This window comes from Verrucomicrobia bacterium S94, assembly GCA_004299845.1.
In the GTDB taxonomy this organism is placed as follows: Bacteria; Verrucomicrobiota; Kiritimatiellia; order Kiritimatiellales; family Pontiellaceae; genus Pontiella.
The window spans coordinates 3,532,570-3,557,290 of record CP036201.1 but is presented as its reverse complement, the minus strand read 5'-3'; the positions used below and the strand labels follow the sequence as shown (position 1 = coordinate 3,557,290).

The window sequence follows — 24,721 nt, the reverse complement described above, 5'->3', positions numbered from 1 at the left end:
CACGCAGGTGTATGCATTGGAACCCCATCAAAAACCGGCAATCAGCAATCGGAAATCCCCCACCTCTCCGGAGGTAAGCGATGAAACGCCGGGTGCTGATGCTGTTCATTATTCTGTTTGGCGCGCTGCTGCAGATGGTGCTGCCTTCGTGGCCGCTTTTCGGCGGAATGAAACCCCCGATTCTTGCGGCGCTGGTGCTGCATTATGCGCTGCGGCGGGACAACCGCGATATGTGGCTGGCGGTTTTTGCCGCGGCCATTATGCAGGACGGTCTGGAACCGGGATCGTTCGGCCCGGCACTGCTGGCCTTTCCTGCTATTGGAATACTTGCAAACCGCATCCGTAATGAAATCTTTGTGGACGGCCTGTTTACGCAGCTTTTTCTCGGTGCGGTGATCGGGGTTTTCTGTACCGTTGTCGCGCTGCTTATTTTTACGGCCTCCGGCCAGCGTCCGTTCCATTTCGGGCAGACCCTGCACCGGTTGATCGGCGCTTTTCTGCTCGGCATGGTTACCCTGCCGCCTGTTTCCCATGCCATTATCCGGCTTGAAGCCCTGCTGCCCCAACGGAGGGATTACGGATGGCAATAAAAGTGAAACAGAAACAGGAGTCGAGCCCGGTGGTGATCTGGGCGGTGTTCGGTATCATGATGGCGTCTCTGTTCTTTCTGGGTACCAGACTCTGGAATCTGCAGGTGCGCGGCAAAAGCGGATTTGATGAGGTTTTCCATGACCAGTCGGTTCGGCGCGTCCGGCTTCCGGCAGTACGCGGCAAGATTTTCGATACCAACGGCGAGGTGCTGGCCGACAGCGTTCCGAACTATTGCATTGCGATCTATACCGAAGAAATGCGCGCACCGCGTTCGGCTGTTGCCAACACCCTTGAACTGATGCACCGCATCTGGCAGTCGATCGGCGTGAAACCGGACATCAGCTACCGCGATATCAAACGCCATTTTGCGCTGACGCCGAATGAACCGCTGGTGGTGTGGAATAAACTGGATGATAAAACGCTGGGCGTCTGGCAGGGCGTTTTCGGACGCTGGAATGATGAGCGGAAAATCCCCGGCCTGAAAAAACATGATCCGCTGAGCACGGACCGGATTGTCTTTAATACAAAGGAGTTGATTAAAACGCCGACGTCGACGGCAGCCAATACGCTGGAGCTGGTGTATGAAATTTCGGAACGTATCGGCATTCCGCGCAAGGTGCGTTATCAGCAGATCGTGGACCACATCATCCTGCAGAAACCGCTGCCGCTGCTGGCCTGGCAGCACCTGAACGATGCCACCATCGCCAAATGGGCCGACACCTGCTCAATGCTGCCCGGAACGGATATCTATTATCAGCCGGCGCGTACCTATCCCTTCGGGGAAACCAATGCCCATCTCATCGGATTCACCCTGGCGGCGGATGCCATCAACGAAGCGGAGGATACCGGCGAAAAGATCCACTATGATATGCGCGGCATTGAGGGCCGCAAAGGGCTCGAAGGCACGTATAATGATCTGCTGGAAGGAGAACCGGGGTATAAACTCGTGCGTATTGATGCCTCCGGATACCACCACTCCGACCTTCAGACCCGGCGCCCGAAGGCCGGCGGTGACCTGCAGCTGACCATCGATCAGAATATCCAGCAGTTTGCCATGGAGGCCCTGCTGACCAAACAGGACGGTGAGGATCCGCATCTTCCGGTGAAGGGCGCGTGCGTGGTGCTTGATCCCAATAACGGCGATGTGCTGGCCATGGTCAGCGCGCCTTCATTCGATCCCAATGCCTATATGGCTTCGGCAAAATACCGGATGGCTCTGAATAAGGATCCTTTTTCGCGGACGTTCCACCGGGCGGTATTCGGCCAGTATCCGCCGGGTTCGACCTTTAAACCGATTGCTGTACTCGGTGCGCTGCGGGAAAATCCGGATTATGCCGAAGTCTATCACGACTGTCATAATCCCTACTATGTGGGTAAACGCCGTATGAAATGCTGGATCCATTCGCGCTATGGCGAACACGGCGTGATCAATGCACGCCAGGCCCTGATGGTTTCGTGCAATGTGTATATGTTTGAAATGGTACAGGACGTGGGGTATGAACCCATTCGCGAGATGGCGCACGAATTCGGCATCGGCCAGTATGCCGGTCTCTTCCCGAACCTGGATGACCCGCCGGAACAGAAGAATGTCAAATACGGCAACCTGCCGGACCATGCGATCAATACGGTTGATGCATGCAATATGTCAATCGGCCAGGGAGCCATTCTGGCAAGCCCGCTGCAGATGGCCATGGTAGCCGCCACCATCGCCAACGGCGGCCGGGTCTACCGTCCGCGCCTGGTCAAAAAGTGGCGCAACAGCCCGGATGACCCCTATAACACCAATCCCACCTGGGCCTACCGGCAGCTCGACGTTCCGATTGAAGCCCTCGAAGTGGTGCGCGGCGGCATGCACGATGTGGTCAACCATCCTGAAGGCTCCGCCAAAGCGGCGGCGGTTGACGGGGTTCTGATTGCGGGCAAGACCGGGTCGGCGCAGTATAAAAAGCTGGTCGACGGCGAAGTGGTCAGCAGTGTGCACACCTGGATGATTTCCTATGCTCCCTACCATTTTCCGAAATATGCCGTCGCCATGCTGGTTGAAGACGGCGTTTCCGGCGGCCGCTCCATCGGCCCGCGTCTGCATGATCTGTATACAAAAATATTTGAGTACGATGGAACGCTCGGAAAGGAGGAGAGCTGATGAACGGCATTGAAGCCAGACGTCTGGACTGGACTATGCTGAGCACCATCTTCCTGCTGATCACCATGAGCGTGGCTTTTGTGTTCAGTGCACGGTTTAAATCGGCGGATCTCTATGGTGACACCTGGGAAAAGCAGCTGCTGTTTGCCCTGCTCGGTATGGGCGTGTATGCGGCGCTGGTCTGGTTTGATTATAAAGTGATTTCCACACTCTCGTGGTGGATTTATGCGGGGGCGATTATCCTGCTGCTGGCGGTTTTCCTCTTTCCGCCGAACAACGGTGCGCAACGGTGGATTCCGCTGCCCGGTTTCACGCTGCAACCTTCGGAACTGGGAAAAATTGCGGTGGCGATTAAACTCGGAGCCTACCTTTCCGCTCCGGATCGTGATGTGGATGAATGGAAAACGTTTTTTGTCTGTGCAGCGATTGCGGGGCTGCCGTTTGTACTGATTGCCATTGAGCCGGATCTGAGCACCTCGCTGACCCTTGCACCGATCACACTGGCCATCATGCTTTATGCAGGGGTTAAACGGAAGCTGCTGCTGATCGGCCTCGCAGTGGTTGTGCTGGCCGGGGCGACGGCCTGCCTATGGATTAAATATGAGCGGCCCACGCAGGAGCAGCTCGATAACGGCTATGTCCCCGACAAAACCGAAATCCTGCCGCGTATGCCGATTCTGCAGGATTATCAGAAAGACCGCATCCGCGTTTTTGTGCGCGACGGCCACGACATCGCCGACGCCGGCTGGAATAAACTGCAGTCGCAGATTGCGGTGGGATCGGGCGGACTGCACGGAAAGGGCTATTTGCACGGTACCCAGAATATTCTCGGGTTCCTGCCCTCGGCGGTTGCGCAGTCGGATTTTATTTTCTGTGTCATCTCGGAAGAGACCGGATTTATTGGCAGTGCGTTTATTCTGACGCTCTATGCCGTGCTGTTAGGACGTTGTATGCGGGTATCGTTACGATCCCGTGATGAGTTTGGGCGACTCATGGCGCTGGGAATCGGCGTCATGCTGTTCTGCCATGTGTTTGTAAACATTGCGATGACGATTGGTGTTCTGCCGATCACCGGACTGCCGCTGCCGCTGATGAGCTATGGCGGGTCTTTCATGGTGAGCACCCTTATCGCACTCGGCCTGGTGCAAAGTGTGTACCAACGGCGGAGAATAAGAAATTAGAATAGGAGAACAACCATGCTTAAAAAACTGAAAGCCTTTGGAGGCAATAAGCGGGAAAAAAAGGAGATCATCATCAACATCGAAAAACTCGAAACCCGGGTGGCGGTGCTTGAAGATGGAAAACTGGATAATTTCCACATTGAACGACAGGAAGACAACCGTATCGTCGGCAGTATTTTTAAAGGCAAAATCCAGAATCTGGAAGACGGTCTGCAGGCGGCTTTTGTGGATATCGGCCTGAAGAAAAACGCCTTTATTCACTACTGGGATATGATTCCGGAAGATGCCGCCCGGCTTGAGCGCGAAGAGGGAGTCCGGGCCAAAAGCTCGACGCGCCGGCGGAAAAAATACAAACCCGGTGAGATGCAGAAAATCTTCCCGATCGGTTCGGAAATTATTGTGCAGGTCACCAAGGATGCCATCGGCACCAAAGGGCCGCGTGTTACCGCCAACCTGAGTATTCCGGGACGTTATCTGGTGATGATGCCGGGCACCCACCTGAAAGGGATTTCCCGTAAAATCGATGATGTAAAGGAACGCAACCGCCTGAAAAAAATCCTGAGCCGCCTGCCGGTTCCGGATAATATCGGCCTGATTGTGCGCACCGCCGGTTCCGGCACGCGCAAAGTCAGCTTCGCACGTGATGCCCGCACGCTGTTCGAAATCTGGAACGATATCGAAGACGGCATCAAAAACAAGCCGGCTCCGTGCGAACTCTATTCCGAACCGAAACTGGCGGAGCGCGTAGTCCGGGATTACCTGACCGAAGATATCGACCGCATCTACATCGACAACCGCGAGCTGTTTGAAAAGACCCGCCAGATCATTGCCAAGTTTTCGCGCCGCTCGCGGAACTGGGTGCAGATGTATGGCGGAGAAGAACCCATCTTCGATTATTTTGATGTGGAGAAACAGATTGAATCCGCCTACCGCCGAAAGGTCTGGATGAAGTCCGGGGCCTACCTGATCTTCGATGAAACCGAAGCTCTGGTGGCGATCGATGTGAATACCGGCCGTCATAAAGGCAGCAAATCACAGGATGAATCCATTCTCCAGGTCAACCTCGAATCGGCCGAAGAGGTCGCCCGTCAGCTGCGGCTGCGGAATGTCGGCGGACTGGTGATTGTCGACTTCATCGATATGAAATCGAAGAAGGATCAGAACGCGGTTTACCGGGCACTGAAAGAGGCGCTGAAAAAGGACCGGGCACGGACCAATGTGCTGCAGATTTCTCAGCTTGGTCTGCTGGAAATGACCCGCCAGCGGGTGGAGGAATCGATTTTCACCTCGGGCTATGTGGACTGCCATTACTGCCGGGGCCGCGGCCGTGTGAAATCCCCGCTCTCGATGAGTGTGGAAATTCAGCGTCGGGTGAGCGAGTGCATGCGTAAAGACCGGAACGGTACGCATTCCATGCGTGTGACAGTGAATCCGCAGGTGCTGGACCGGCTTCGTAAAGAGGATGAACAGGCACTGATTGATATGGAACAGGAATTCCACGGTCACCTGACGTTTGTTTCAGACGCCCATTTCCACATCGAGGAATTCACCATTACAAACGATGATAACGGTAAAGTGCTTTTCAGCAGTGCGGAAAACTGATCGGCCCTGCTGGTCCCGCACACCCTGTGAAAAGGCCGGATGAATCCGGCCTTTTCCGTGTGACGGGCGGAGAAAACGCCTATTCTGCCACAGTATCCACTTCAGCCGTCAGCGCCCGGTCTACAGCTTCCCCCAGTACGTCCAGCGGAACCGGTTTTTCAAAGACTTCCTGCGCTCCAAACAGCTTGGCCTGCCGCAGAAAATTGATCGGAAGATCCCGCATACCGCCTGATATGGCAATAATCGGAAGGTTCCGGTCGGCTCCCCGGATCTTCAGCAGAATTTCCAGTCCATCCATCTCCGGCATCATAATATCCGTGATGACCAGATCCGGAGCCCCCTCTTCGATCATCTTCATCCCTTTTCGGCCGTCATCCGCCAACATGACCTCATGGCCTTTACGGACTAAAAACTGTTCAAAAACCGTCTGAATAGTTTTGTCGTCATCAATAACGATAATGGTCGCCATCCCTGTTCTCCTGTTCAATTTTAATCACCGCCTTCTGGATCGAATTCATCAACCCGACTGCAGTGAAAGGTTTATGCAAAAAAACGTAACTGCTTTGTTCAAGATTCTCCCAGCGTTGCTCCTGCTCCGGATAGCCGCTGCAGAGCAGCACCGGAAGATGCGGGTAATCTTTTCGCAACCGGTCTGCCAGATCGATACCGTACCCATCCGAAAGCTGCATATCGGTCAATAAAAGATCGATTCTGTTTTCCAGACGCTGGAGCCAACGCATGGCCTCCTTGATCGAGCCGGCTATGTATACTGAAAACTCTGCGGCTTCAAGAACCTCCTTAAACAGGGGCTGAAGCTGGGGGTCGTCCTCCACCACCAGAATCCGAAGGAAATCGCTTTCCTGCGATCCGGCCCGGTCCGGATCATCACCTCCATGTGTTTCCGCCACGGGAAAATAGAGCGAGAAAGTGGTTCCGCTCCCCTTTTCACTGCTTACATTCACCCATCCGTTATTCTGCTGCATAATTCCGTAAACCACAGAAAGACCGAGGCCGGTGCCTTTACCTACATCCTTCGTCGTGAAAAACGGCTCGAACAGACGCGAAAGAATCCGGGGTTCAATCCCACTGCCGGTATCGGAAAATGACAACCGGATGAATGACCCCGGCCGGCTTCCGGGCATCCCTGTTTCCTGCTGCTCCAGAACAATCTGTTCCGCTGAAACAGAAAAAAGTCCGCCTTCCGGCATGGCATCGCGCGCATTAACCGCCAGATTCATGATGATCTGAGTCAACTGTCCGGCATCCATGCGTATCCGGGGAAGTGCGGGTTTGCAATCCATCTGCAACGCATAGTGTTCTCCCAGCAGGATATGCAGCAGGGCCTCGTTTTCCTGCAGCACCGTCTGCACATCCAGCAGACGGGCATCCAGCGGCTGCTTACGGCCGAACGCCAGAAGCTGTCTGGTCAGACCAACCGCTTTTGCTGCAGACTGTTTGATTTCCAGTGCATTCTGATACTGCTGCGATTCCGGTGCGAGATCGTAGAGCAACAGTTCGCAGAATCCCTGAATGGCCTGAAGAATGTTGTTAAAGTCGTGAGCCACCCCGCCGGCCAGCAGACCGATGGCCTCCATTTTCTGGCTCTGCCGCAATTCCTCTTCGCGCGCCAGGTCTGCCGTAATATCCCGTTGGATGGCTACATAATTAATGATTTGGCCGGTATCATCCTTAACCGGTGCAATAGAGACTTCTTCGGTAATGAGCGACCCGTCTTTTCTCCGGTTGATCAGCCGACCCTCCCAGATCCTTCCGCCGGCAACCGTTTTCCACAGCGTTTCATAAATTCTGTCCCGATGCTCCCCGCTCTTCAGCAGCCTCGGATTCGTGCCTATCACCTCATTACGTGTATACCCGGTACTTATTTCAAAAGCCGGGTTAACATACTGTATGGTACCGTCAATATCGGTAATCACAATAGAATCGGGAGTCTGCTCCAGGGCAGTCGAAAGACGCAGCAGCTCCTCTTCGCTTTCCCGGCGAACGGTAATGTCTTCGAGCATCCAGATCGATCCGTCATCAGGATTTTCAGGGTTCAGCGCCTTTCCGGTCAGGCGTCCCCAGAAACTATGACCCTTAGCGTGTTTAAACTGCACCGTCCGGTCATAAAGTTTATTTCTGGACAACGTCTCATATGCTTCTGCAGACTTTCTGCTGTAATCCTCATCCGACATATACAGCAGCCGGGTGGAGTGGTCCTGAATTTCCTCAATAGGAATCCCCAGAATTTCGGACATCCGGGGATTCACCCACTCAAACATCCGGTTCCGCACCAACGCAATACCCAGCGTACTGTTGCTGAGAATCATGTTCTGTTCTTCGCTGACTTTACGCAGCTGCTCTTCGGCTTTTTTTCGTTCGGTGATATCTGAAATGAATCCTTCAATAACCGTATTTCCTTCGGAATCCTTCCGCCCGATACCCCGTTCCCAAACCCATTTTTCCTCGCCGGTACGCGTATGAATCCGGTATTCCTGTTCGAAATGCGCCTGAATCCGCAGGCTCGTTTTCACAGCCTCGTTCACCCGTTCACGATCTTCGGGATGCATCAGATCCGCAAAAGATACCAGCCGGTTTCCGATAATAGCCTGCGGCGCATATCCTGTAATATCCAGGCACCCGCTACTGATAAACCGCATGGTCCAGCTCTCATCATCACTGCACAGATAGGCCATACCGGGCAGGTTTGAGAGCAATGTGGAATACTGCTCCCGCGATGCTTTCAGCGCTGCAGTTATTCGAACCCGCGAGGTAATATCCTCGGCAAATCCGATAAAACGATGGTTCGGTAACGGTGCTGTTGAAATCGACCACCATCGTTCATCCCCGCTTTTGGTCCGGAACGGCAGTTCCACCTGCACATTTTCACCTTCCAGCACGGACCGAAAGCTCTTTTCCGCCTTTGTCCGCACCTTTACATCTTCATAAAAATCCAGCAGATGCATCTGCCGCAATTCCTCAACAGGATAACCGGTCATGGTCGCCGCCGCGCCGTTGACATCAAGATAGTTTCCGGTTTCATCGCTGATAAAAATACCGTGCGGAGCATGTTCGATATAACTGCGGAACTGAGCCTCGCTGGCCTCAAGCTGCTCCCTGGCGGCTTTGCGTTCAGTGATGTCTGCGGTAAAGCCGATCACATATTCCCGATCTCCCCAGGTCAGATAGTTGGCCGCGACTTCCACAGGAATTACAGTACCGTTTTTAGCCCGGTGCAATGCTTCAAAATTCGACCGGCTTTTCTGTTTCACCGAATTCCAGATTGCCTCCCACCCCCCGGAAGACGAGACGTTCTCCCTCTCAATATCCGCAACGGACATATTCAGAAATTCCTCCGGTGAATAGCCCAGCAGTTCGGTTGCCCGTTTGTTGGTATAGTGAAACCGCCCGTTTTCATCCGCCAGAAAAATAGCCAGACTGGAGTGATCCATGGCAAAACGACTCAGCTCCAGCTGTTTTTCCGCCTCTTTACGATCGGTAATATCCCAGATCACTTCGTAACTACCGACCACAGCTCCGGCTTCATTGTAACGCGGAACCTTGATAACCATCCACCAGCGCCGACCGATAAACTGCTCCTTCTGGAGAGTTTCACCGGTTTCCATGACATAACGATCATCTTTTTCAATCTGTTCCGCCTCATCCTGCGGAAGAAAATCATATACGGTTTTTCCGAGCAGGTTTTCCGGATCTTCCTTTTTCCACTCAGCAAATGCCTTATTCACCGTGAGCAACCGGCCCTCTGTATCTTTGAATAAAACCAGTGAAGGCAACGAGTCCATGAAGGAATTGAACAGATTATTCTGATACGCCATTTTTTCGCCCGATAAAATGGCATCCTCCATCATATTCAATGCCGCGAGACGCGAATCGGCCAGCTCAGCATTCACACGCTGAAGCTCCGCCGTACGCAACTCAACCAGCTCTTCGAGCATACTTTTCTGCTGCTTGATTTCCCGGCGTGCCGCGCAATACTGCAATGCAAGACCGATAGTCGGTTCCAGCTGATTCAGTGCAGCTTCAAATGCGACGGCACAGTTTTTATCCTGTACATTGAACAGCACAAACTGTCCGGCAAGCATATGTGCACTGTGAACAGGAACGCGCAGCAGATTTTCAATTCCTCCCTTCTTCAGCGGATCATACAGGGGGTCCTCCGGCGCCAGATCTTTCACCAGAAAGGGAAGCGGAGCCGGGCGGCACACCGGACACAGACCCGACAGGCGGTCCAGCTCAACCTGCGAGCTGCTCTGCGGCGGATATACCGAAACCGGCCGACAGTCGGAGTCATTGTTCGAATGAAGATAAAAGGCAACTGCCGTTGTACCCGTCAGCGCATAGAGGTGTTCACACATGTGACTCGCCAGCTCTTCGAGCCGGCTGAATTCCGGCAGCTCCGTGATTAAAGCTGAACGCATCCATCGGCACGCGAGTGCCGATCCGGTTTTCTGTAAAACATCGACCATGAAATCCCGTTTCCCTTTTCCCGATCAGGCGTAGGGCGCTTCCCGACCGAGTTCACGGCACAGCGCGTTAATTTCCTGCTTCAGTTCGATCATCCGCAGTTCCCGACCGGTAGCCATTTTATTGAACTGCTCCAGTTCCAGATTATGCTGCCGCAGCGATTCCTCCACCTGTTTCCGCTCGGTAATATCCCGAATGATCGCCGTATAATAAATCTCCTCGGAATCGGTCCACGAAGCCAGAGAGAGGTCCATGGGAAATTCCGTACCGTCCTTCCGGATCCCGGTCAGTTCCATCGTATTTCCAACTCTCTCCTGCTCACAGTCCGAAATCAGTTCGCGCAGATTATGGTACCGGTCATTGCGATAGCGCTCCGGAAGAATACAGGTCACCGTCCGACCTTCCATTTCCTTTGCGGAATAACCGAATACCTGTTTGGCTGCCGGATTCCAATCCTGAACAATCCCCATGCTGTCGGTTGTAATGATCGCATCATTCGCAGTTTCCACAATGGCCCGGAAACGGGCATTCACGGACAGCAGCTGTTGCTGCGCCTGCTTTCGTTCCTGACGTTCCCGGTGCTCCTCCAAAGCACGGTGTACAACGGGAGCCAGGCGGGAAATCCGCTCCTTGAGTACATAATCGGTTGCGCCGGCTTTAAGACTGTTAATAGCAAACTCTTCCCCGACGGTTCCCGAAACCAGAATGAACGGGATCTCCTGTTTCTGCTGTGACAGCAGACCGAGGGCAGTCAGACCATCAAACGCAGGCAGTGTATAATCAGAAAGAATCAGATCATAATCGGTACGGGTAAGCCCCTCCAGATAAGCCTCTCGGGTTTCCACCCGATCCCACTGACAATGAAATCCATTCGCCTCCAACTCTGCAATTTCAAGTTCGGCATCATTCGGATCGTCTTCAACAATGAGCAATCGTAAATCAATCGGCTTGTTCATGGTTTCCTCCTTTGGCAATCACAGTCTTATTTCCGGACCTGAGGCGGAGGCTCATTGGTCAGCACCCAGAATAATCCCAGATCCTGCACCGCTTTGGTAAACGCCTCAAAGAGCACCGGTTTGACCACATAGGCATTTGCATGCGCCTCATAGCTTTGTGCCAGATCCTGCTCTTCACGCGAAGAGGTCAGAATCACAACCGGTATCGTACAGAGCTCAGGATCATTTTTGATCTGCTGCAATACCTCATGCCCATCCACCTTCGGCATTTTAAGATCAAGAAAAACCACAACCGGGTTTCCCGGCGGACGATCCGAAAAGGCACCCCGCCGATACAGATAGTCCAGCGCCTCCGCCCCATCGCGCGCAACCGCCACTTCATTGGAAAGGTTATGCTCATCCAGCGAAGAGATCGCCAGTTCGACATCCCGAATATCATCCTCTACCAGCAATATTTTTTTCATTTCCATCATTTTTCCCCTTTGTTTTTCCCCAGGGTAAAATAAAATGCGGCCCCCCGGTCAACCGCCCCTTCAGCCCAGACCTTACCGCCATGGCGATGGATAATCCTTCTCACCGTAGCCAGTCCAATGCCGGTCCCCTCAAATTCATCCTCCCGGTGCAGCCGTTGGAACACGCCGAACAGCTTATGGGCATATTCCGGCTCAAATCCGGCGCCGTTATCGCGGATATAAAATACCGCCTGATTCTCCTCTTTCACTTCTTCTTTATCCAGGATCCCGATCTCAATGACCGCTTCCTTCTTCCGGGCTGTAAATTTCAAGGCATTCCCAATCAGATTGATCCACACCTGCAGCAAAAGCCGCGGATCGGCCGTCACCGAAGGCATCGGCACGATATTCCACACTATACTTCGTTCTTTTTTCATATGAGCAAGTTCTTTTAAGGCATTTCTAACCACCTCATTCATATCGACATCGCAAAAATGCATATCCGACCGGCTCATCCGGGACAGGGCCAGCAGGTCATCGATCAGTTGCCCCATCCGTTTAACCGATTGGTCAATCGTCAAGAGGTAATGCTCCGATCGCTCATCCAAACGCCCCTTTTCTCTTTTAAGCAACAGCTCCACAAAACCGGCAATATGACGCAACGGTGCACGCAGGTCATGTGATACCGAATAGGAGAAAGCCTCCAGCTCTTTATTCGTCGTGCGCAACGACTCTTCCGCCGCTTTCAGTCCCCGGTTGGTCTGCTTCAGATCCTGCAGCAGGTTGATCATGGCCCGGTTCAACTGCTCCGCTTCATCCCGGCGCTCTTTCAGTTCTGCCGTTCTCTCTTCAACCCGTACTTCGAGGAGGTCATGCGACTCCTTCAAGGCCAGTTCAGTCTGTTTCCGTTCTGTTATGTCCTGAACCACTCCCCCCATCAGCCCTTGATTTCCACCAGCCGGACGACCAACCGCCCAGATCCAGCGTACTTTCCCGTCTGCCCGGCGAATCCGGCACTCGAAACTCCAGTCCTCACCGGTCGTAATCGCGGTCTGAAACTTCCGGTTCACCTCTTCCCGTTCTTCCGGAAGGACATGTTCCAGAAACATTTCATACGTCCATTCAGGCACCGGAGTTTTATACCCGAACACCTCATCGTGTGTTTTCGTCCGATGAGAACTTAAATCAGACAAATTCAGATCCCATGCCCCCATATGACTGACTTCCAAAGCGAACTGGAGCCGGTTTTTTTCTTTCAGTACCTCTTCCCGTACCCGTTTCAGTTCAGTGATATCGGAGATAAAAGCATAAAAATAATCGGGTATTCCGTCGACGGAGCGACTCAGATGAGTAAACAACGAAACCGATACGCGAGAACCATCCTTCCGGATGTACTCTTTTTCGTAACGAACCGGCTCACCGGTACGTACGAGTACGGCCAATGCCCGGCGCTCGGCCTCCAGCCATTCCGGCGGTGTCAGCTCAGTCGCCCAGTCGATGTGTTTCAACTCCTCTTCAGTATACCCGGTCAATTCGCAGAATGCAGGATTAAACCTTCCCAGACGGCCGTCGGCAAAACCGATCGCAACCGGCTGATTGGAATCCATCACCAGTTTTGCCATCAGCCGTTCTTTTTCCTTACTGGCCCGCAAAGCCATTTCCATCATTTTGCGTTCAGTGATATCCATCATACAGCCGCGCATCAGGACTGCACCGCCCTCTGCATTCCGCGCTGTAGCCTCACCGGTCATCAAAAGCCAGTGCACACTCCCGTCCGGCCAGAGCGTACGGCAATCAAAACGAAACTCCCCGGAGCTTCCGGGCGCGATGGATTGAGCAATGGCTCCGTCGACAAATTCACGGTCATCCGGATGAATGGCATTTAGAAAATCGACTTTCGTCCAGGGTGACTGCGGCTTCAGTCCATAGAGCAGTTCATGATGCTGCGAACAGGCCATTCGATCGTTGACCCAATCATATTCCCAGGCCACCACTCCGGCCGTTCCCGTGCTGAGCCGAAGCCATTCCTCATTTTCCCGAAGCACCCTGAGCGTCTTCCGGCGGCTGAGCAGGAACAGCAGAGTGACGCACAGAATCAGAACCAGCCCGATAAAACTGCTCCAGATCGCCTGCAGCAACCAGGGATGGCGTTCAAAAAGGCTGTCCGGACGGTACAGAATTCTGGAACCGACGGGCAGCTGACTTTCCCGAATCCCCCAGCGCTTAAGCTGATGCCAATTGAACTGATATTCGCCATAGTCCTCCACATGTTCAATCGGCGGCACACTGTTCCCGTCTGCCAGCAGGGCGAGCATCTGCGCTGCCCGACGCCCTTCCATCCGGGACGAGGCCACATAACCCCCCAGAATACCTTCTTCAACAAAGGTGTCGGAAATACCGAACACCGGAACCGGAGTATACGCCAGCAAATCGCGCACAATATCGCTGGAGATATGGATGGCCCCATTCGGATCAAGGGTCATTTTAAGAAAAAGAATAGCGGTATCGCGGGAAAGAGCCGCCGCCCGTTTTTTCAGATCTGCCGGCCTGAGACCCTCCCAATACTCAACGGCAAGACCGCCGTAGTTCTCCCCGAGTTCCTCCCGGGCCCGTCGCATCAGAAAGCGATCCGTTTCATGATCTCCGCCGATCACAATCAGTTTGCCAACGTCAGGACAGAGCCGTTTAACCAGCCCGGCGGTACGGGCGGGGGAAAGCGTAACCGTTTTAAGGTAAACATTCGCCGGAAGTTTTCCGGGCTCAGTAAGGCTCGCGGTATCGCAGGCCGGCACAATCAGCGGAACCCCTTCTTCAGCGGCAAGGTGCAGAGGCGGACTGCTGAGCGGATTGCGATAGACCATGAAATCGACCCCCTCCACCCGGTCACTCAGATACAACTGATTCCCCGCAGCAGCCGGCGTTTCCGGCCCCTTGCGGTCCATACTTTTGATGATCATACTGACGGGACGACCGGAGAGCCGTTCAAATTCGGAACGACACTCCGAAAACATAGCGAGGTTCCAGGGAGGAAGCTCCGTTTTATGACTCACAAATAAAATACGGTATGTATCCGGAACCGGTTCCTCCGCGACTACTGTATGCGGAACAAAAAGGTGCAGCATCAGCACCTGTACCACTAGATGAAGCATCCCGTACATGCGGAATCCCCGAACATGCGGTATGTGCAGCCCATCAAAAAAACGTTGAAATCCGTATGTGCTCAGAAAAAATTTCATATCTGCCCTTCATCCGGATTATCGGCACGAAACTGCTGCAGCGGATCTGTAACGTCCGGAACAATTCCGGCAGCTTCGAGCTGACTGCACAGCGTTTTATTAATGGCTTTCAGCTCCGCCATACGGTTTTCCCGGCCGGCCATAGCATTAACGATCGTGCGGAGTTCTTTCGTACGTTCCAGAACCTCTTCTTCCAGTTCCTTCTGATGATTAGCGATCTGCTCCTCCACCCGCTTGCGGTCAGTGATATCCCGACTCATGCCTAAAATTCCAATGAGCCGACCATCGTCATCATACATCGGCGTCTTGATCGTTTCCAGCAGCTCCTGATGACCGTCCGAGGCAAACGTCAGCAGTTCTTCGTTCACCGATACACTCCCCGTCTCTACTACTTTCTGATCATAGTGGCGGAACAGGTCAGCCGTCTCCTTATCAACAAAATCATAATCGGTCCGACCCACAATCTGTTCTTTCTCCTGACCGTACAGTTCTTCAAACCTTGGATTACAGAACAGATAGATCCCGTTTTCATCCTTAAGCCACATCAGGCCGGGAACCGCGCTGACCACATCGTTCAGCAGTTTCCGGTTCAGGTTGAGCTCCATCAGATTATTTCTCTGCCCGGTAATATCCTCACCGAACGACTGACAGGACTGCAGTATTCCGGAATCATCAAACAGAGCCCGATGGGTCCAGCGGTGCCAGGCAACTTCCCCGGACGGGCACTGTACAGGATGCTCATTCACCAGCAATGGATCCGCCGGTGTCAGCGACTGGATTCTATCCCTCAACTGCTCCCGGTGCTCCTCCGGAAGAATATCTATGAACGAGGAGCCGATCAACGCCTGGGCATCTGTTCCGAAATACGCGCCGTAGGCCCGGTTTACAAAAAGGATGGTTCCATCCGGCGAAAAATTGCAGAGCATTACCGGAGTATCCTCAACCAGCGAACGATATTTCAACTCACGCTCTTCCAGCAGCTGTTTCTGAACCTCCTGATCGGTCACATCCCGAACTGTACCTATCGTTTTCAATATCGTGCCGTCGGGCCGAAGTACATGTTCGCAGTATTCGTGCATATATCTGGTTTCACCGGTATCCGGCCGAATAATCCGATGCACCACATCATGGGGACTGCAGGATTTCAGCGACGCCTGAAAAGACTGGATAACCGAATCGCGGTCATCCGGATGAACCACTTCCATAGACGATTCCACAGTAGGCTCTTCCTCGAAAGGAAGGCCGAACAGATCATACACACTCTCGGACCAGATCAGACGGTTCTCCTCTCCGGAAAGTTCCCAGCTGCCGAGATGCGCAATAGACTGGGCGGTTTTCAGATGTACGGCAGTTTCCTCTATCTGTTTCTGTTGAACGCTGATTTTGCCGGTTTCTTTTTTAAGCAGAATCCATAACAGCACCGCTGTAATCCCGATAAAAAGCCAGCCTTTGATAAGAGAAAAGGTTTTCAGTTGCTCTTCGGAGGTAGCAACCGTCGCCGCAATCATGTCCGAACAGGAAATCCATACCACCCCGAACAGCAGATAATACAGGCTGATAAACCAGGCCATTAAAAACCGGTCCCCTCTACTTTTCGGAGACGGATGAATTGAACTCCCTTTACCCATCAATACCTTCGCTTAACTTTTATTTTCTTTTACAAATCGTATAGATCTCATCCTGCCCCAGTTTTCTACGCAGCGAATTGATTTCTTCCTTCAGCTCCACCATCCGCAGCTCCCGGCCGGTGCTCGCCCGGTTGAACCGCTCCAGCGAACGGGTGTATTCCTCCATCGCGGATCGGGCTTTTTTCTGTTCCGTCAGATCTCGGCCGAAAATATATTCTTTTCCCCCGACTCTAACCTGTCCCCACTCCACAGTTCGGCTGCTGCCGTCTTTCCGGGTCACCTCCGTTTCCAACGGTTCAACCCCCTGCCCCGATTCGTCCGATGCAGCAACACGCCGGCGCCATTCATCTCTGACCGAATCCCGATACTCAGCATCGGGATAAATCTTCTGAAAAACCTTATCAACGGCAGGTACCTCCGCCATGGTATACCCCGTAATCTCGGTAAACGCCGGATTCAGATAATCACAAACCTGATCCTCCGTTCTCGAAAAATAGATCCCCAGCGGCAACGTTTCCGCCAGCATTCTGAACTCCTGCTCACTGCGCCGCAGCGCCTCGATCGCCTCATACTGTTCGGTAATATCCTGAAACACACAATAGGTCTGTTTGAAACGGCCGTCCGGATGATACCCGATACAGCCTTCGATCCGGATGCGGCAGACATTTCCTGCTTTATGAAGGACCAGATAATCGATTCCGTCGATATGACCGCACCCTTTGAATTTTGAAAAATTCGCCTTAAAATCCGGAAGGGAATCCGGATGCAGAAAATCCCCGAACCATTTTTCAACCACTTCCTCATGTTCATATCCAAGATGCCGCAGCCAGGCCGGGTTGACATCCAGAATCGTGCCGTCTTCCCGGAGCGACTGATAACAGATCGGCGCATTTTCATACAATGCCCGGTACCGTTCCTGACTCTCTTTCTCTGCAAATTCCGCGCGTTTACGGGCGGTGATATCCGTATGAGCCACAACGATCCGCGAATCATCCTCTTCCGGAAAAGCCGTAACATTAACCACAAACCAGACCAGCTCCTCCTCCAGCACAAACGAATACTCCATTGAAAAGGATGACGTTTCCCCGGACAGCACAGACTGGAGCCCATCAGCAAAACGGTTCGCCTCTTCAGCATCATCGCCGACGGCAGCCTTACAGAATGAAAGATAAGAGGATCCAACCGCATAGCTTTCCGGCGCGGAACCGTTTTTCTCCGCAAAACTTTTCCACATACGGTTTACTGCAAGAAATCGTCCTTCGTGGTCCAGAATCGCGATATTTGCCGACAGCGCATCCAGAGCGGCCTGCGCCAGCTGTTCCGCTCTTTTACGATCGGTGATATCCTTCGCGGCGGCAAAAACCAGACCGTCTTCTGCCGTAGCCACCGAAGCCCACTCTATGGTCCGGTACTCCCCGTTACTATGCCGGTAACGGTTTTCAAAACGATCCACGCTTTCTCCGGCCGACAACCGTATCATTTCGTGCACGGTTGCATCCAGATCATCAGGATGCACCAGATCGAAAAATCTACTTCCTTCCAGTTCTTCCGTCGTTTGACCCAGCACAGCTTCCCAGCCGGTATTCATCCGCTGAATCGTACCGTCCAAACCGGCAATCAGATGCAGATTGGTCGACTGCTCGAAAAAACTGTCCAGTGCCTGTTCATTCCGCAACCGGTCCGTAATGTCCTGATTGCAACCGATCACACGCTGCGCTTTTCCCCGGGCCGATTCGACCACCTTACCATATACCGCAATATGACGAACCTGCCCGTCCGGACGCTTGATACGGTATGAAGTTTTAAATGATTCATTGGAATTACAACGATCAATAAATTCCCTGGAAGACTTTTCAAGGTCGGCAGGATGGAGATATTTCAACCCGGATGAATAGGTTTCATCAAAATCCTTGCGATCCACACCGAAAATCTCAAACATCCGGTCATCCCAGATCAATCGGTCTTTTTCCAGATCAAGGTCCCACACCCCGATGCCGCCGGCCGACAGCGCAAGATCAAGACGAGCTCTGTTGATCCGCAGCCGTCGATTCAGGTAAAATACAATCAGGATTGACGTTGAAAGCAGCAGTATAATTGCGGACAGGAGCGGCAGCCATAACCGGTGTCCCGAAATATATTCGCCGAACGTAGTCTCCGCATGGGATTCAAACGGTTCCGCCGCACTGATCTGAAGATACAACGGAACAGAAAACCATTCATCCAGAAATTTATTTGCTTCGTGATAACCCGCCTGACTAATCGTGTGTTTCTGAATGCTGTACGCTTTTGCCCCGAGGGGATAACAAACGCATAACCCCGAAAGCAGGAGTGCCGGGAAAAGGCGGGTGGACGGACAGAGGAATCGAAAATTTTCACGCTTTTCCCGTTCACTCGTCGCCATACCGGAAAGGATCGAATCGACCGAACGTCCGTGTATCAACGGTAATTGCATTATGCTTCTGCCTGACGGCATCATTATCCTCTCTGATTTTTATATTGTACCGAAAAGAATTTAATAAATCAATTTTTTTCACCATAGATTCATACAAAGTGATTTCTGCGCTGTTCCGACAACGCGTTCGACTGCACGGCCAAGTTTCGAGTACAGTCAGAGCAACGCTTCACGCAGCTGGGAAAGCAGAGGCATCATCTGTCGTTCAATTTCCCGGATTTCCGTTTCAGCGGCCTGCGCTTCCCCCTCGGATAATGCCCGTTCTGCAGCCAGCGACGTCTCCTGCAAACGGACCGCACCGATCGTTCCGGCGGCACCTTTCAGCGAATGGACCAGCCGGGTTGCGGTTTTCATATCATGGACAGCACATGCCTCACGCACCCGCTCGACCACATCAGCGTTGTTTTTCAGAAATGCCGTAAGAATCGCCGCATAGAGTTCCCGTTTGCCTGCGGCCAGATAAAGCCCCCGGGTAAAATCCAGACCTTCAATCCGGGACAGCGGATCATCAGTCATCCGGTTTCCGGTACTGTTGGAGTTTTCATTAAACGGCTGATTCATCATAGTGTGCACATCCACCGGAGCCTTCACCGATTATCCTGCCTGATACTGCTGCTTCTCAACTGAACTCGGCGCCCCGTTCTGCGGCACCGGGTCAGTCTGCGGCTTCGTCGCTTCGGCCTTTGTTCGGTTGTCATTTTTAAGCTCGCTGAATTCCTTGAAATTCTCAAGTACAATACTGATTTCTCTGACTTCCTGAACCATCACATTGATTTTACGTAGTTCATTCAGCGAAGCCGCATTTTCACTGAGATGGAACAGATGTGTTTTCAGCGAACACGTCAGGCGCGACAGTTTCTGCCAGACTCTGAACATCCGCTGAAAGGCCGGAGGACAGGAACTGTTTTTCAGCTCACGTTCTCTCTGCTTTTCCAGCTCCTCCCGCAATTTCGATTCAGCGGCCAGCTGCCCTTTAATAATGGAAAGACGGTGATTCATTTCATAGAGCATAGCATTGAGATTATTCTCAATATACAGGAGATCGTCGCTGTGCGTGCTCTGCTCCAGAATAAACTTCTCTGGAAGAACCCCGGTAGCCGCCGAACGAATATGCGATCGGATTTTTAGAATATTCCGCGGAAACTTACTCAGAATGCGATATCCGCTGAACGCAATAATCAACGTACAGACAACGGCAATAATCTCAGCGTAAAACGGCAGTTCATGCCCAACGGTTCCCGACCGCACCGCACCGATATAAAAAAATGCAAGAGGCGGAACCACCGCCATGAGTACGGTGGCCAGTTTGGCCTGTTGGAGTGCGTCGAGTTGCCGCAATGATGTAACCCATGATTTAACTCTCATGTTCTGCCCCTTTCATAAAAATACATACCTTCAAATAAAACAGCCGCCGCCGGATGTCTCAGATTCAACCTGCGGTTAGCCATTTTCCATCTCCACCAGAGTAACCGTGTTTTCAACAACATCATTATACTGCTCTTCCAAAAGCAGCCTCGGGCTGATCCCCGCGCTGTTTCTCGCATCCGGATCCGCCCCGTACTGGATCAACAGGTCCACCAGCTCGCGATGATCATCCAGCAGCGCTTCATGCAGCACCGTATTATTCCGCTGATCCAATGCCCCGATGTCGGCTCCGTGATCCAGCAGCAGTTTAACCAGAGCGGCATTGTTACTGTGAACCGCGCAGTTAAGCGGAGTCTGTTTCCGCGCATTAACCAGATTCACATCGACACCTTCTTTCAGAAAAAATTCCACGACTTCGGTTGAGCCGCATAGGACCGCCAGATGAAGAGGAGACCAGCCCTGCTGAGATAATCTGGCGGGATCACTTCCGGCCTGTAACAGCAGCCGGGCTGCAGCCGGATGATTATAGCGGGCCGCTGTATGCAGCGGCGTATCGCCTGCGGAATCTGCGGATTCCGGATCAGCCCCATAACACAGCAGCAGCGCACAGCTTCTCTCGGCCCTCTCCTGTACCGCCAAAAGCAGCGGCGTATTTCCGGCGTTATCCACCGCATTCGGAGAAGCCCCGGCTTCCAGTAACCGCTCAACCAGATCCGGTTCTCCGACGGCATACATCAGAGCGCTTTTCCCGTCACGATCAGCGGTATTTACATCCGGCCTGCGAATCAGCAGAAAATCCACCATATCCTGCCGCCCGCTACGGATCGCCTGAATCAGCAGTGTTGCTCCCCGGCGGTTTCTTCCGTTCAACTGTTCCGGATAGCGGCCCAGTACATCCTTCAGCTCCTGCACCGTTCCATGTTCGACACAGGCAAATGCCGACGGGGTGTGTAAATGATGAATGAATCCTGCTGTTACAGACACCACCGCCAGAACAGAGATGAGATACAGGCATTCATTCACACTGAGAAAAAACCAGGATTCGCCACGCGGCTGATGACCGGCTGCACCATCCAGCAGGGTCATCGCCCGGCCACGGCGCCAATGTGTCCGGCTGATGCCCAGCCAGCGATAGGCAAAGAAATATGCTCCGAGCAGGCCGACCAACAGCAATGCCGACAGCCCGCCAACCACGATCACTCCTGCACGCCAGCCACTGTTGAATTCGGCGGCATCCGCTCCGGTACTGAAATGAAAATATGCGGCAACGGCAACAGTCAGCACCGCTGCACAGCCGATAAGTCCTGAAACAATTCGCTTTTTAATTAATTCCGGACACATACTTAGCTCCTTTAATAACAGGTAGTTTTCTACGGAATAACCCTCCCCTCAGCCACGCCGGAATGATGAACTGCTTTTTTTGGTGGATGAACGGCAGTTCGGCGGGGATAAACTAAAAGCAATTAACCTGTTTCAGCCACCTCGCTGTTCGTGCTATCACTTCAGACTGTGAAATGTTTACTGATAGAAGACGAAGCGGTCGCACTGGTTCAGCTCAAAGGGCTCCTCCAGGAGATCGGAAATATCGAAGTGATCGGCGAAGCCGCTGATGTCGAGGATGGCGTACAGCTGATCCGCGACCATCCGGAGGCCGACCTGCTTATTCTCGATGTGGAACTGGCCGACGGCACCTGCTTCGATATCATCAGCCGCTTTAATCAGCTTCCGAAACTGCTCTTTATCACCGGACACGAAAAATATGCCCTGAGCGCTTTCGAAGTCAATGCACTGGACTATATCCAGAAACCCATCTCCATCGAACGGCTGCGACTGGCCCTCGACCGGCTGGAAGCTCCTCCGGCCGACGAAACCGAAAAACTGCCGGCCTTGAAAAAAGATGATCTGGTGGTGATCTGCCGGAATAAATACCGCTATTTTATCCGCGTTTCAGAAATCCGCGCCATTCTGAGTGACGAAAACTACACCCACATCATCTGCTCCCTTGAAAAACGGTTTGTCATGAAAAAAACCATGACCGCATGGGAGCAGCAATTGCCACCCGACCTTTTTGCCCGGATAAGCCGCCAGCAGTTGATCAATATTGACAGCCTTGACCGGCTGGAGGTCAGAGAACGCAAAGCTCTGCTCTGGCTCAGGGGCATTGCCGAACCGCTGCCGATCAAAAACAGTGCGGTGAAAAATCTGCAGAAACTGGTTCAACCCATTTAATACGATTCCGGGCACGTTATCCCGTATTTTGGCTTTTCAGCCGCTCCTTTTTTAAGGATTATGCGCTCTTCGTGTATAAAAGGAATCTAAACATGACAATCACAACAGCACATTTCGGAACAACCCGCGAGGGGCAGGAAGTCACTGCATTCACCCTTGAACACGGCTCCGTTAAAGCCAGAATCATGAACTACGGGGCCACCATTCTCTCCATTGAATGTCCGGACCGCGACGGAAATCCGGCGGATGTAGTATGCGGTTTCGATTCGCTGGGCGAATATCAGAGCGATATCAACCCCTATTTCGGCGCCTGCTGCGGCCGCTATGCAAACCGTATTGCACAGGGCAGTTTCACGCTGGACGGCAAAGAATATGCCCTCACCGTCAATAATCCTCCGAACGCACTGCACGGCGGCCTCGCTGGATTCGATAAAAAAGTCTGGGACGCGGAAATCGTCGGCGATGCCGTCAGAATGACACTCGTCAGTCCCGACGGTGAAGAAGGTTATCCCGGAACACTGACGGTTCATCTGACCTACAGCCTGAGCGCAGCCGGAGAACTCCGGCTCGACTATGAGGCTTCCACCGACAAAAAAACCGTTCTGAACCTCACCAACCACAGCTATTTCAACCTCGGCGGCCACAACAGCGGCTCAGTTCATGATCAGATGATCCGAATCCATGCCGATCATTATACCGAAGTGGACGACAACGCCACGCCCACCGGAAGAATCCTTCCTGTGGCCGGAACCGAAATGGATCTGACCGTACCGACTCCGATCGGGAAAAGAATTGCCGAAGTACAGGGCCGCGGTTACGACCACAATTACTGTATCAATCAGTCTGAAGCCGGAGCACTCACCCTGGCGGCAGAGGTCACCGATCCGCGCAGCGGCCGGCGCATGGAATGCTGGACCACCGAACCCGGCGTGCAGTTTTATGCCGCTAACTATGTCGAAAATGTGCCCGGCAAAGGCGGTGCCGTTTATAATATTCAGGAAAGCTTCTGCCTGGAGGCCCAGCATTGGCCCGACAGCCCGAATCATCCGGAATTCCCCTCCACGGAACTCGCTCCCGGAGAAGTCTACCAACAGACCAGTATCTATAAATTCGGTCTCGAATAAGAGATGAATTTTCTGACGCTACAGCATGAAAAGCCGGTTCTTTCGCCGGCTTTTTCCATGTTCCGGAATGCCGGGCAGCACCCGCTTACCGCGACCGCCCTAAGCCGCACATTCAGCCTTGTTTCCAGCCTTTGGAAGCTCCAGACTGCGGCATCATGAATATTGGATTTTCCACTTTCGTTCTGGCCGGAGGCAGATCCGGAATTTCAACCTATATCCGCGAGCTGATCCGCTTTCTGCAGTTGTCGGATACGGAAAACCGGTATGAACTGCTGATGTCGCGAAAAGATGAAGATCTGATACCGCTTACCAACCCCCATTTCACCAAGCGGATCTTTTCTTCGTATACGGAACGGGCGCTGCTGAATATCATCTGGCACAATACCGCGCTTCCCCGCATTGGAAAATATGATGTTGTGCATATTCCGACGGCCCGGCGCATTCCCCTGCTGAAAAAAAGCCGCGTGGTGGCCACGGTACATGACCTGGCGGCTTTTGCCATTGACGGAAAATACGATCCCGCACGCATGCTCTTCAACCGGAAACTGATTCCGGCGATGATCCGTAATGCCGACCACGTGATTACGGTCAGTGAATCCACTAAAAACGATCTCATACGGTACGTCCGCTATCCCGCCGAAAAAATCTCCGTAATTTATCCCGGGATCAACCTCGATTTTCTCCAGCCGCTTGACAAACAGGAGGCTCGCGAACGTCTCGAACTGCTGCACGGTTTTGAAAAACCGTTTTTCATATATGTTTCCCGCCTGGAGCATCCGGGTAAAAACCATATCCGGCTGATTGAAGCCTTCGAGCGCTTCAAACTGGAAAACGACAGTGCGCACCAACTGATTCTGGCGGGAGCCGACTGGACCGGCGCCGGCACAATCAAAAACCGGGCTGCGGAAAGTCCGGTGAAAGACGATATTCTGTTTGCGGGCTATGTGCCGATTAAATCGCTGACGCTGCTCTATTCCGCCTGCGACCTGATGATTTTTCCTTCGCTGTTTGAAGGTTTCGGCCTGCCGATTATTGAAGCCCTTGCGTGCGGAGCTCCGGTGATCTGTTCAAACACATCCTCCATGAAAGAACTGGCCGGGGATCTCATCCCGACCTTTGACCCCGAGAGCCCGGAGTCGATTTTCCATACCCTGGAAAATACACTTTCCAAAGACTGGACAGAGCAGAAACGGGCCGAAGGCATGGCCTATGCGAAAACCTTTGACTGGCGGACGACGGCGGAACGGGTTGTGGAGATTTACAGGTCGGTCTACTGAGCT

The 24,721-nt window shown here is 52.9% G+C and carries 17 protein-coding genes; 7 read left to right on the top strand and 10 right to left on the bottom strand.

Annotated features, from left to right (window positions below; translation table 11 throughout):
* Positions 1-80: 80 nt before the first annotated feature.
* From mreD to EGM51_15705, 4 genes are read left to right on the top strand one after another with little or no spacing between them, the layout of a single operon-like run.
* Positions 81-590, top strand: coding sequence for a rod shape-determining protein MreD (gene mreD / locus EGM51_15720; GenBank protein QBG48777.1), 510 nt, complete (start codon positions 81-83; stop codon positions 588-590).
* Entirely contained in the window at positions 581-2,734 is a 2,154-nt protein-coding gene (locus EGM51_15715) for a hypothetical protein (protein QBG48776.1), read from the top strand. Before mreD ends, EGM51_15715 begins: the two co-directional genes overlap by 10 nt.
* Entirely contained in the window at positions 2,734-3,915 is a 1,182-nt protein-coding gene (gene rodA / locus EGM51_15710; protein QBG48775.1) for a rod shape-determining protein RodA, read from the top strand. The genes EGM51_15715 and rodA overlap by 1 nt, the downstream gene beginning before the upstream one ends.
* A gap of 15 nt (positions 3,916-3,930) precedes the next feature.
* Complete coding sequence (locus tag EGM51_15705) at positions 3,931-5,517, top strand: Rne/Rng family ribonuclease (protein ID QBG48774.1); 1,587 nt, start codon at positions 3,931-3,933, stop codon at positions 5,515-5,517.
* Positions 5,518-5,596: 79 nt separating this feature from the next.
* Here EGM51_15705 and EGM51_15700 read toward each other — a convergent pair whose 3' ends face one another.
* From EGM51_15700 to EGM51_15655, 10 genes are all read right to left on the bottom strand, one after another.
* Positions 5,597-5,986: a response regulator gene (locus tag EGM51_15700; protein ID QBG48773.1), complete on the bottom strand. Its 390-nt coding sequence runs from the start codon at positions 5,984-5,986 to the stop codon at positions 5,597-5,599.
* On the bottom strand, positions 5,964-10,001 hold the full coding sequence (locus EGM51_15695; GenBank protein ID QBG48772.1) for a PAS domain S-box protein: 4,038 nt from the start codon (positions 9,999-10,001) through the stop codon (positions 5,964-5,966). The genes EGM51_15700 and EGM51_15695 overlap by 23 nt, the downstream gene beginning before the upstream one ends.
* Before the next feature lie 24 nt (positions 10,002-10,025).
* On the bottom strand, positions 10,026-10,955 hold the full coding sequence (locus EGM51_15690) for a PAS domain S-box protein (GenBank protein QBG48771.1): 930 nt from the start codon (positions 10,953-10,955) through the stop codon (positions 10,026-10,028).
* A 26-nt stretch (positions 10,956-10,981) separates the two neighbouring features.
* On the bottom strand, positions 10,982-11,425 hold the full coding sequence (locus tag EGM51_15685; protein ID QBG49330.1) for a response regulator: 444 nt from the start codon (positions 11,423-11,425) through the stop codon (positions 10,982-10,984).
* Positions 11,425-14,643, bottom strand: coding sequence for a PAS domain S-box protein (locus EGM51_15680; GenBank protein ID QBG48770.1), 3,219 nt, complete (start codon positions 14,641-14,643; stop codon positions 11,425-11,427). The genes EGM51_15685 and EGM51_15680 overlap by 1 nt, the downstream gene beginning before the upstream one ends.
* Complete coding sequence (locus EGM51_15675) at positions 14,640-16,271, bottom strand: PAS domain S-box protein (protein QBG48769.1); 1,632 nt, start codon at positions 16,269-16,271, stop codon at positions 14,640-14,642. Before EGM51_15675 ends, EGM51_15680 begins: the two co-directional genes overlap by 4 nt.
* 19 nt (positions 16,272-16,290) lie before the next feature.
* Positions 16,291-18,747 carry a PAS domain S-box protein gene (locus tag EGM51_15670; protein QBG48768.1) on the bottom strand — a complete coding sequence of 819 codons (2,457 nt, stop codon included), beginning with the start codon at positions 18,745-18,747 and terminating at the stop codon, positions 16,291-16,293.
* Between the two features lie 132 nt (positions 18,748-18,879).
* Positions 18,880-19,314 carry an Hpt domain-containing protein gene (locus EGM51_15665; protein ID QBG48767.1) on the bottom strand — a complete coding sequence of 145 codons (435 nt, stop codon included), beginning with the start codon at positions 19,312-19,314 and terminating at the stop codon, positions 18,880-18,882.
* A gap of 3 nt (positions 19,315-19,317) precedes the next feature.
* Positions 19,318-20,088, bottom strand: a complete 771-nt coding sequence (locus EGM51_15660; GenBank protein QBG48766.1) for a hypothetical protein — start codon at positions 20,086-20,088, stop codon at positions 19,318-19,320.
* 75 nt (positions 20,089-20,163) lie between these two features.
* A complete protein-coding gene (locus EGM51_15655) occupies positions 20,164-21,429 on the bottom strand; it encodes an ankyrin repeat domain-containing protein (protein ID QBG48765.1) in 1,266 nt (421 codons plus the stop codon).
* A gap of 168 nt (positions 21,430-21,597) precedes the next feature.
* Between EGM51_15655 and EGM51_15650 the strand changes: the two genes are divergently transcribed.
* The 3 genes from EGM51_15650 (at position 21,598) to EGM51_15640 (ending at position 24,718) form a co-directional block, all read left to right on the top strand.
* Positions 21,598-22,317, top strand: a complete 720-nt coding sequence (locus EGM51_15650) for a response regulator transcription factor (protein ID QBG48764.1) — start codon at positions 21,598-21,600, stop codon at positions 22,315-22,317.
* 92 nt (positions 22,318-22,409) lie between these two features.
* Positions 22,410-23,441 carry a galactose mutarotase gene (locus tag EGM51_15645; GenBank protein QBG48763.1) on the top strand — a complete coding sequence of 344 codons (1,032 nt, stop codon included), beginning with the start codon at positions 22,410-22,412 and terminating at the stop codon, positions 23,439-23,441.
* 155 nt (positions 23,442-23,596) lie between these two features.
* Positions 23,597-24,718, top strand: coding sequence for a glycosyltransferase family 1 protein (locus EGM51_15640; GenBank protein ID QBG48762.1), 1,122 nt, complete (start codon positions 23,597-23,599; stop codon positions 24,716-24,718).
* The last annotated feature ends 3 nt before the right edge of the window (positions 24,719-24,721 follow it).

Bases quoted from the DNA above. Each gene is read 5' to 3' on its own strand.
- mreD (QBG48777.1), top strand. From the start codon at position 81: ATGAAACGCCGGGTGCTGATGCTGTTCATTATTCTGTTTGGCGCGCTG.
- EGM51_15715 (QBG48776.1), top strand. From the start codon at position 581: ATGGCAATAAAAGTGAAACAGAAACAGGAGTCGAGCCCGGTGGTGATC.
- rodA (QBG48775.1), top strand. From the start codon at position 2,734: ATGAACGGCATTGAAGCCAGACGTCTGGACTGGACTATGCTGAGCACC.
- EGM51_15705 (QBG48774.1), top strand. From the start codon at position 3,931: ATGCTTAAAAAACTGAAAGCCTTTGGAGGCAATAAGCGGGAAAAAAAG.
- EGM51_15700 (QBG48773.1), bottom strand. From the start codon at position 5,986: ATGGCGACCATTATCGTTATTGATGACGACAAAACTATTCAGACGGTT.
- EGM51_15695 (QBG48772.1), bottom strand. From the start codon at position 10,001: ATGGTCGATGTTTTACAGAAAACCGGATCGGCACTCGCGTGCCGATGG.
- EGM51_15690 (QBG48771.1), bottom strand. From the start codon at position 10,955: ATGAACAAGCCGATTGATTTACGATTGCTCATTGTTGAAGACGATCCG.
- EGM51_15685 (QBG49330.1), bottom strand. From the start codon at position 11,425: ATGGAAATGAAAAAAATATTGCTGGTAGAGGATGATATTCGGGATGTC.
- EGM51_15680 (QBG48770.1), bottom strand. From the start codon at position 14,643: ATGAAATTTTTTCTGAGCACATACGGATTTCAACGTTTTTTTGATGGG.
- EGM51_15675 (QBG48769.1), bottom strand. From the start codon at position 16,271: ATGGGTAAAGGGAGTTCAATTCATCCGTCTCCGAAAAGTAGAGGGGAC.
- EGM51_15670 (QBG48768.1), bottom strand. From the start codon at position 18,747: ATGATGCCGTCAGGCAGAAGCATAATGCAATTACCGTTGATACACGGA.
- EGM51_15660 (QBG48766.1), bottom strand. From the start codon at position 20,088: ATGAGAGTTAAATCATGGGTTACATCATTGCGGCAACTCGACGCACTC.
- EGM51_15655 (QBG48765.1), bottom strand. From the start codon at position 21,429: ATGTGTCCGGAATTAATTAAAAAGCGAATTGTTTCAGGACTTATCGGC.
- EGM51_15645 (QBG48763.1), top strand. From the start codon at position 22,410: ATGACAATCACAACAGCACATTTCGGAACAACCCGCGAGGGGCAGGAA.
- EGM51_15640 (QBG48762.1), top strand. From the start codon at position 23,597: ATGAATATTGGATTTTCCACTTTCGTTCTGGCCGGAGGCAGATCCGGA.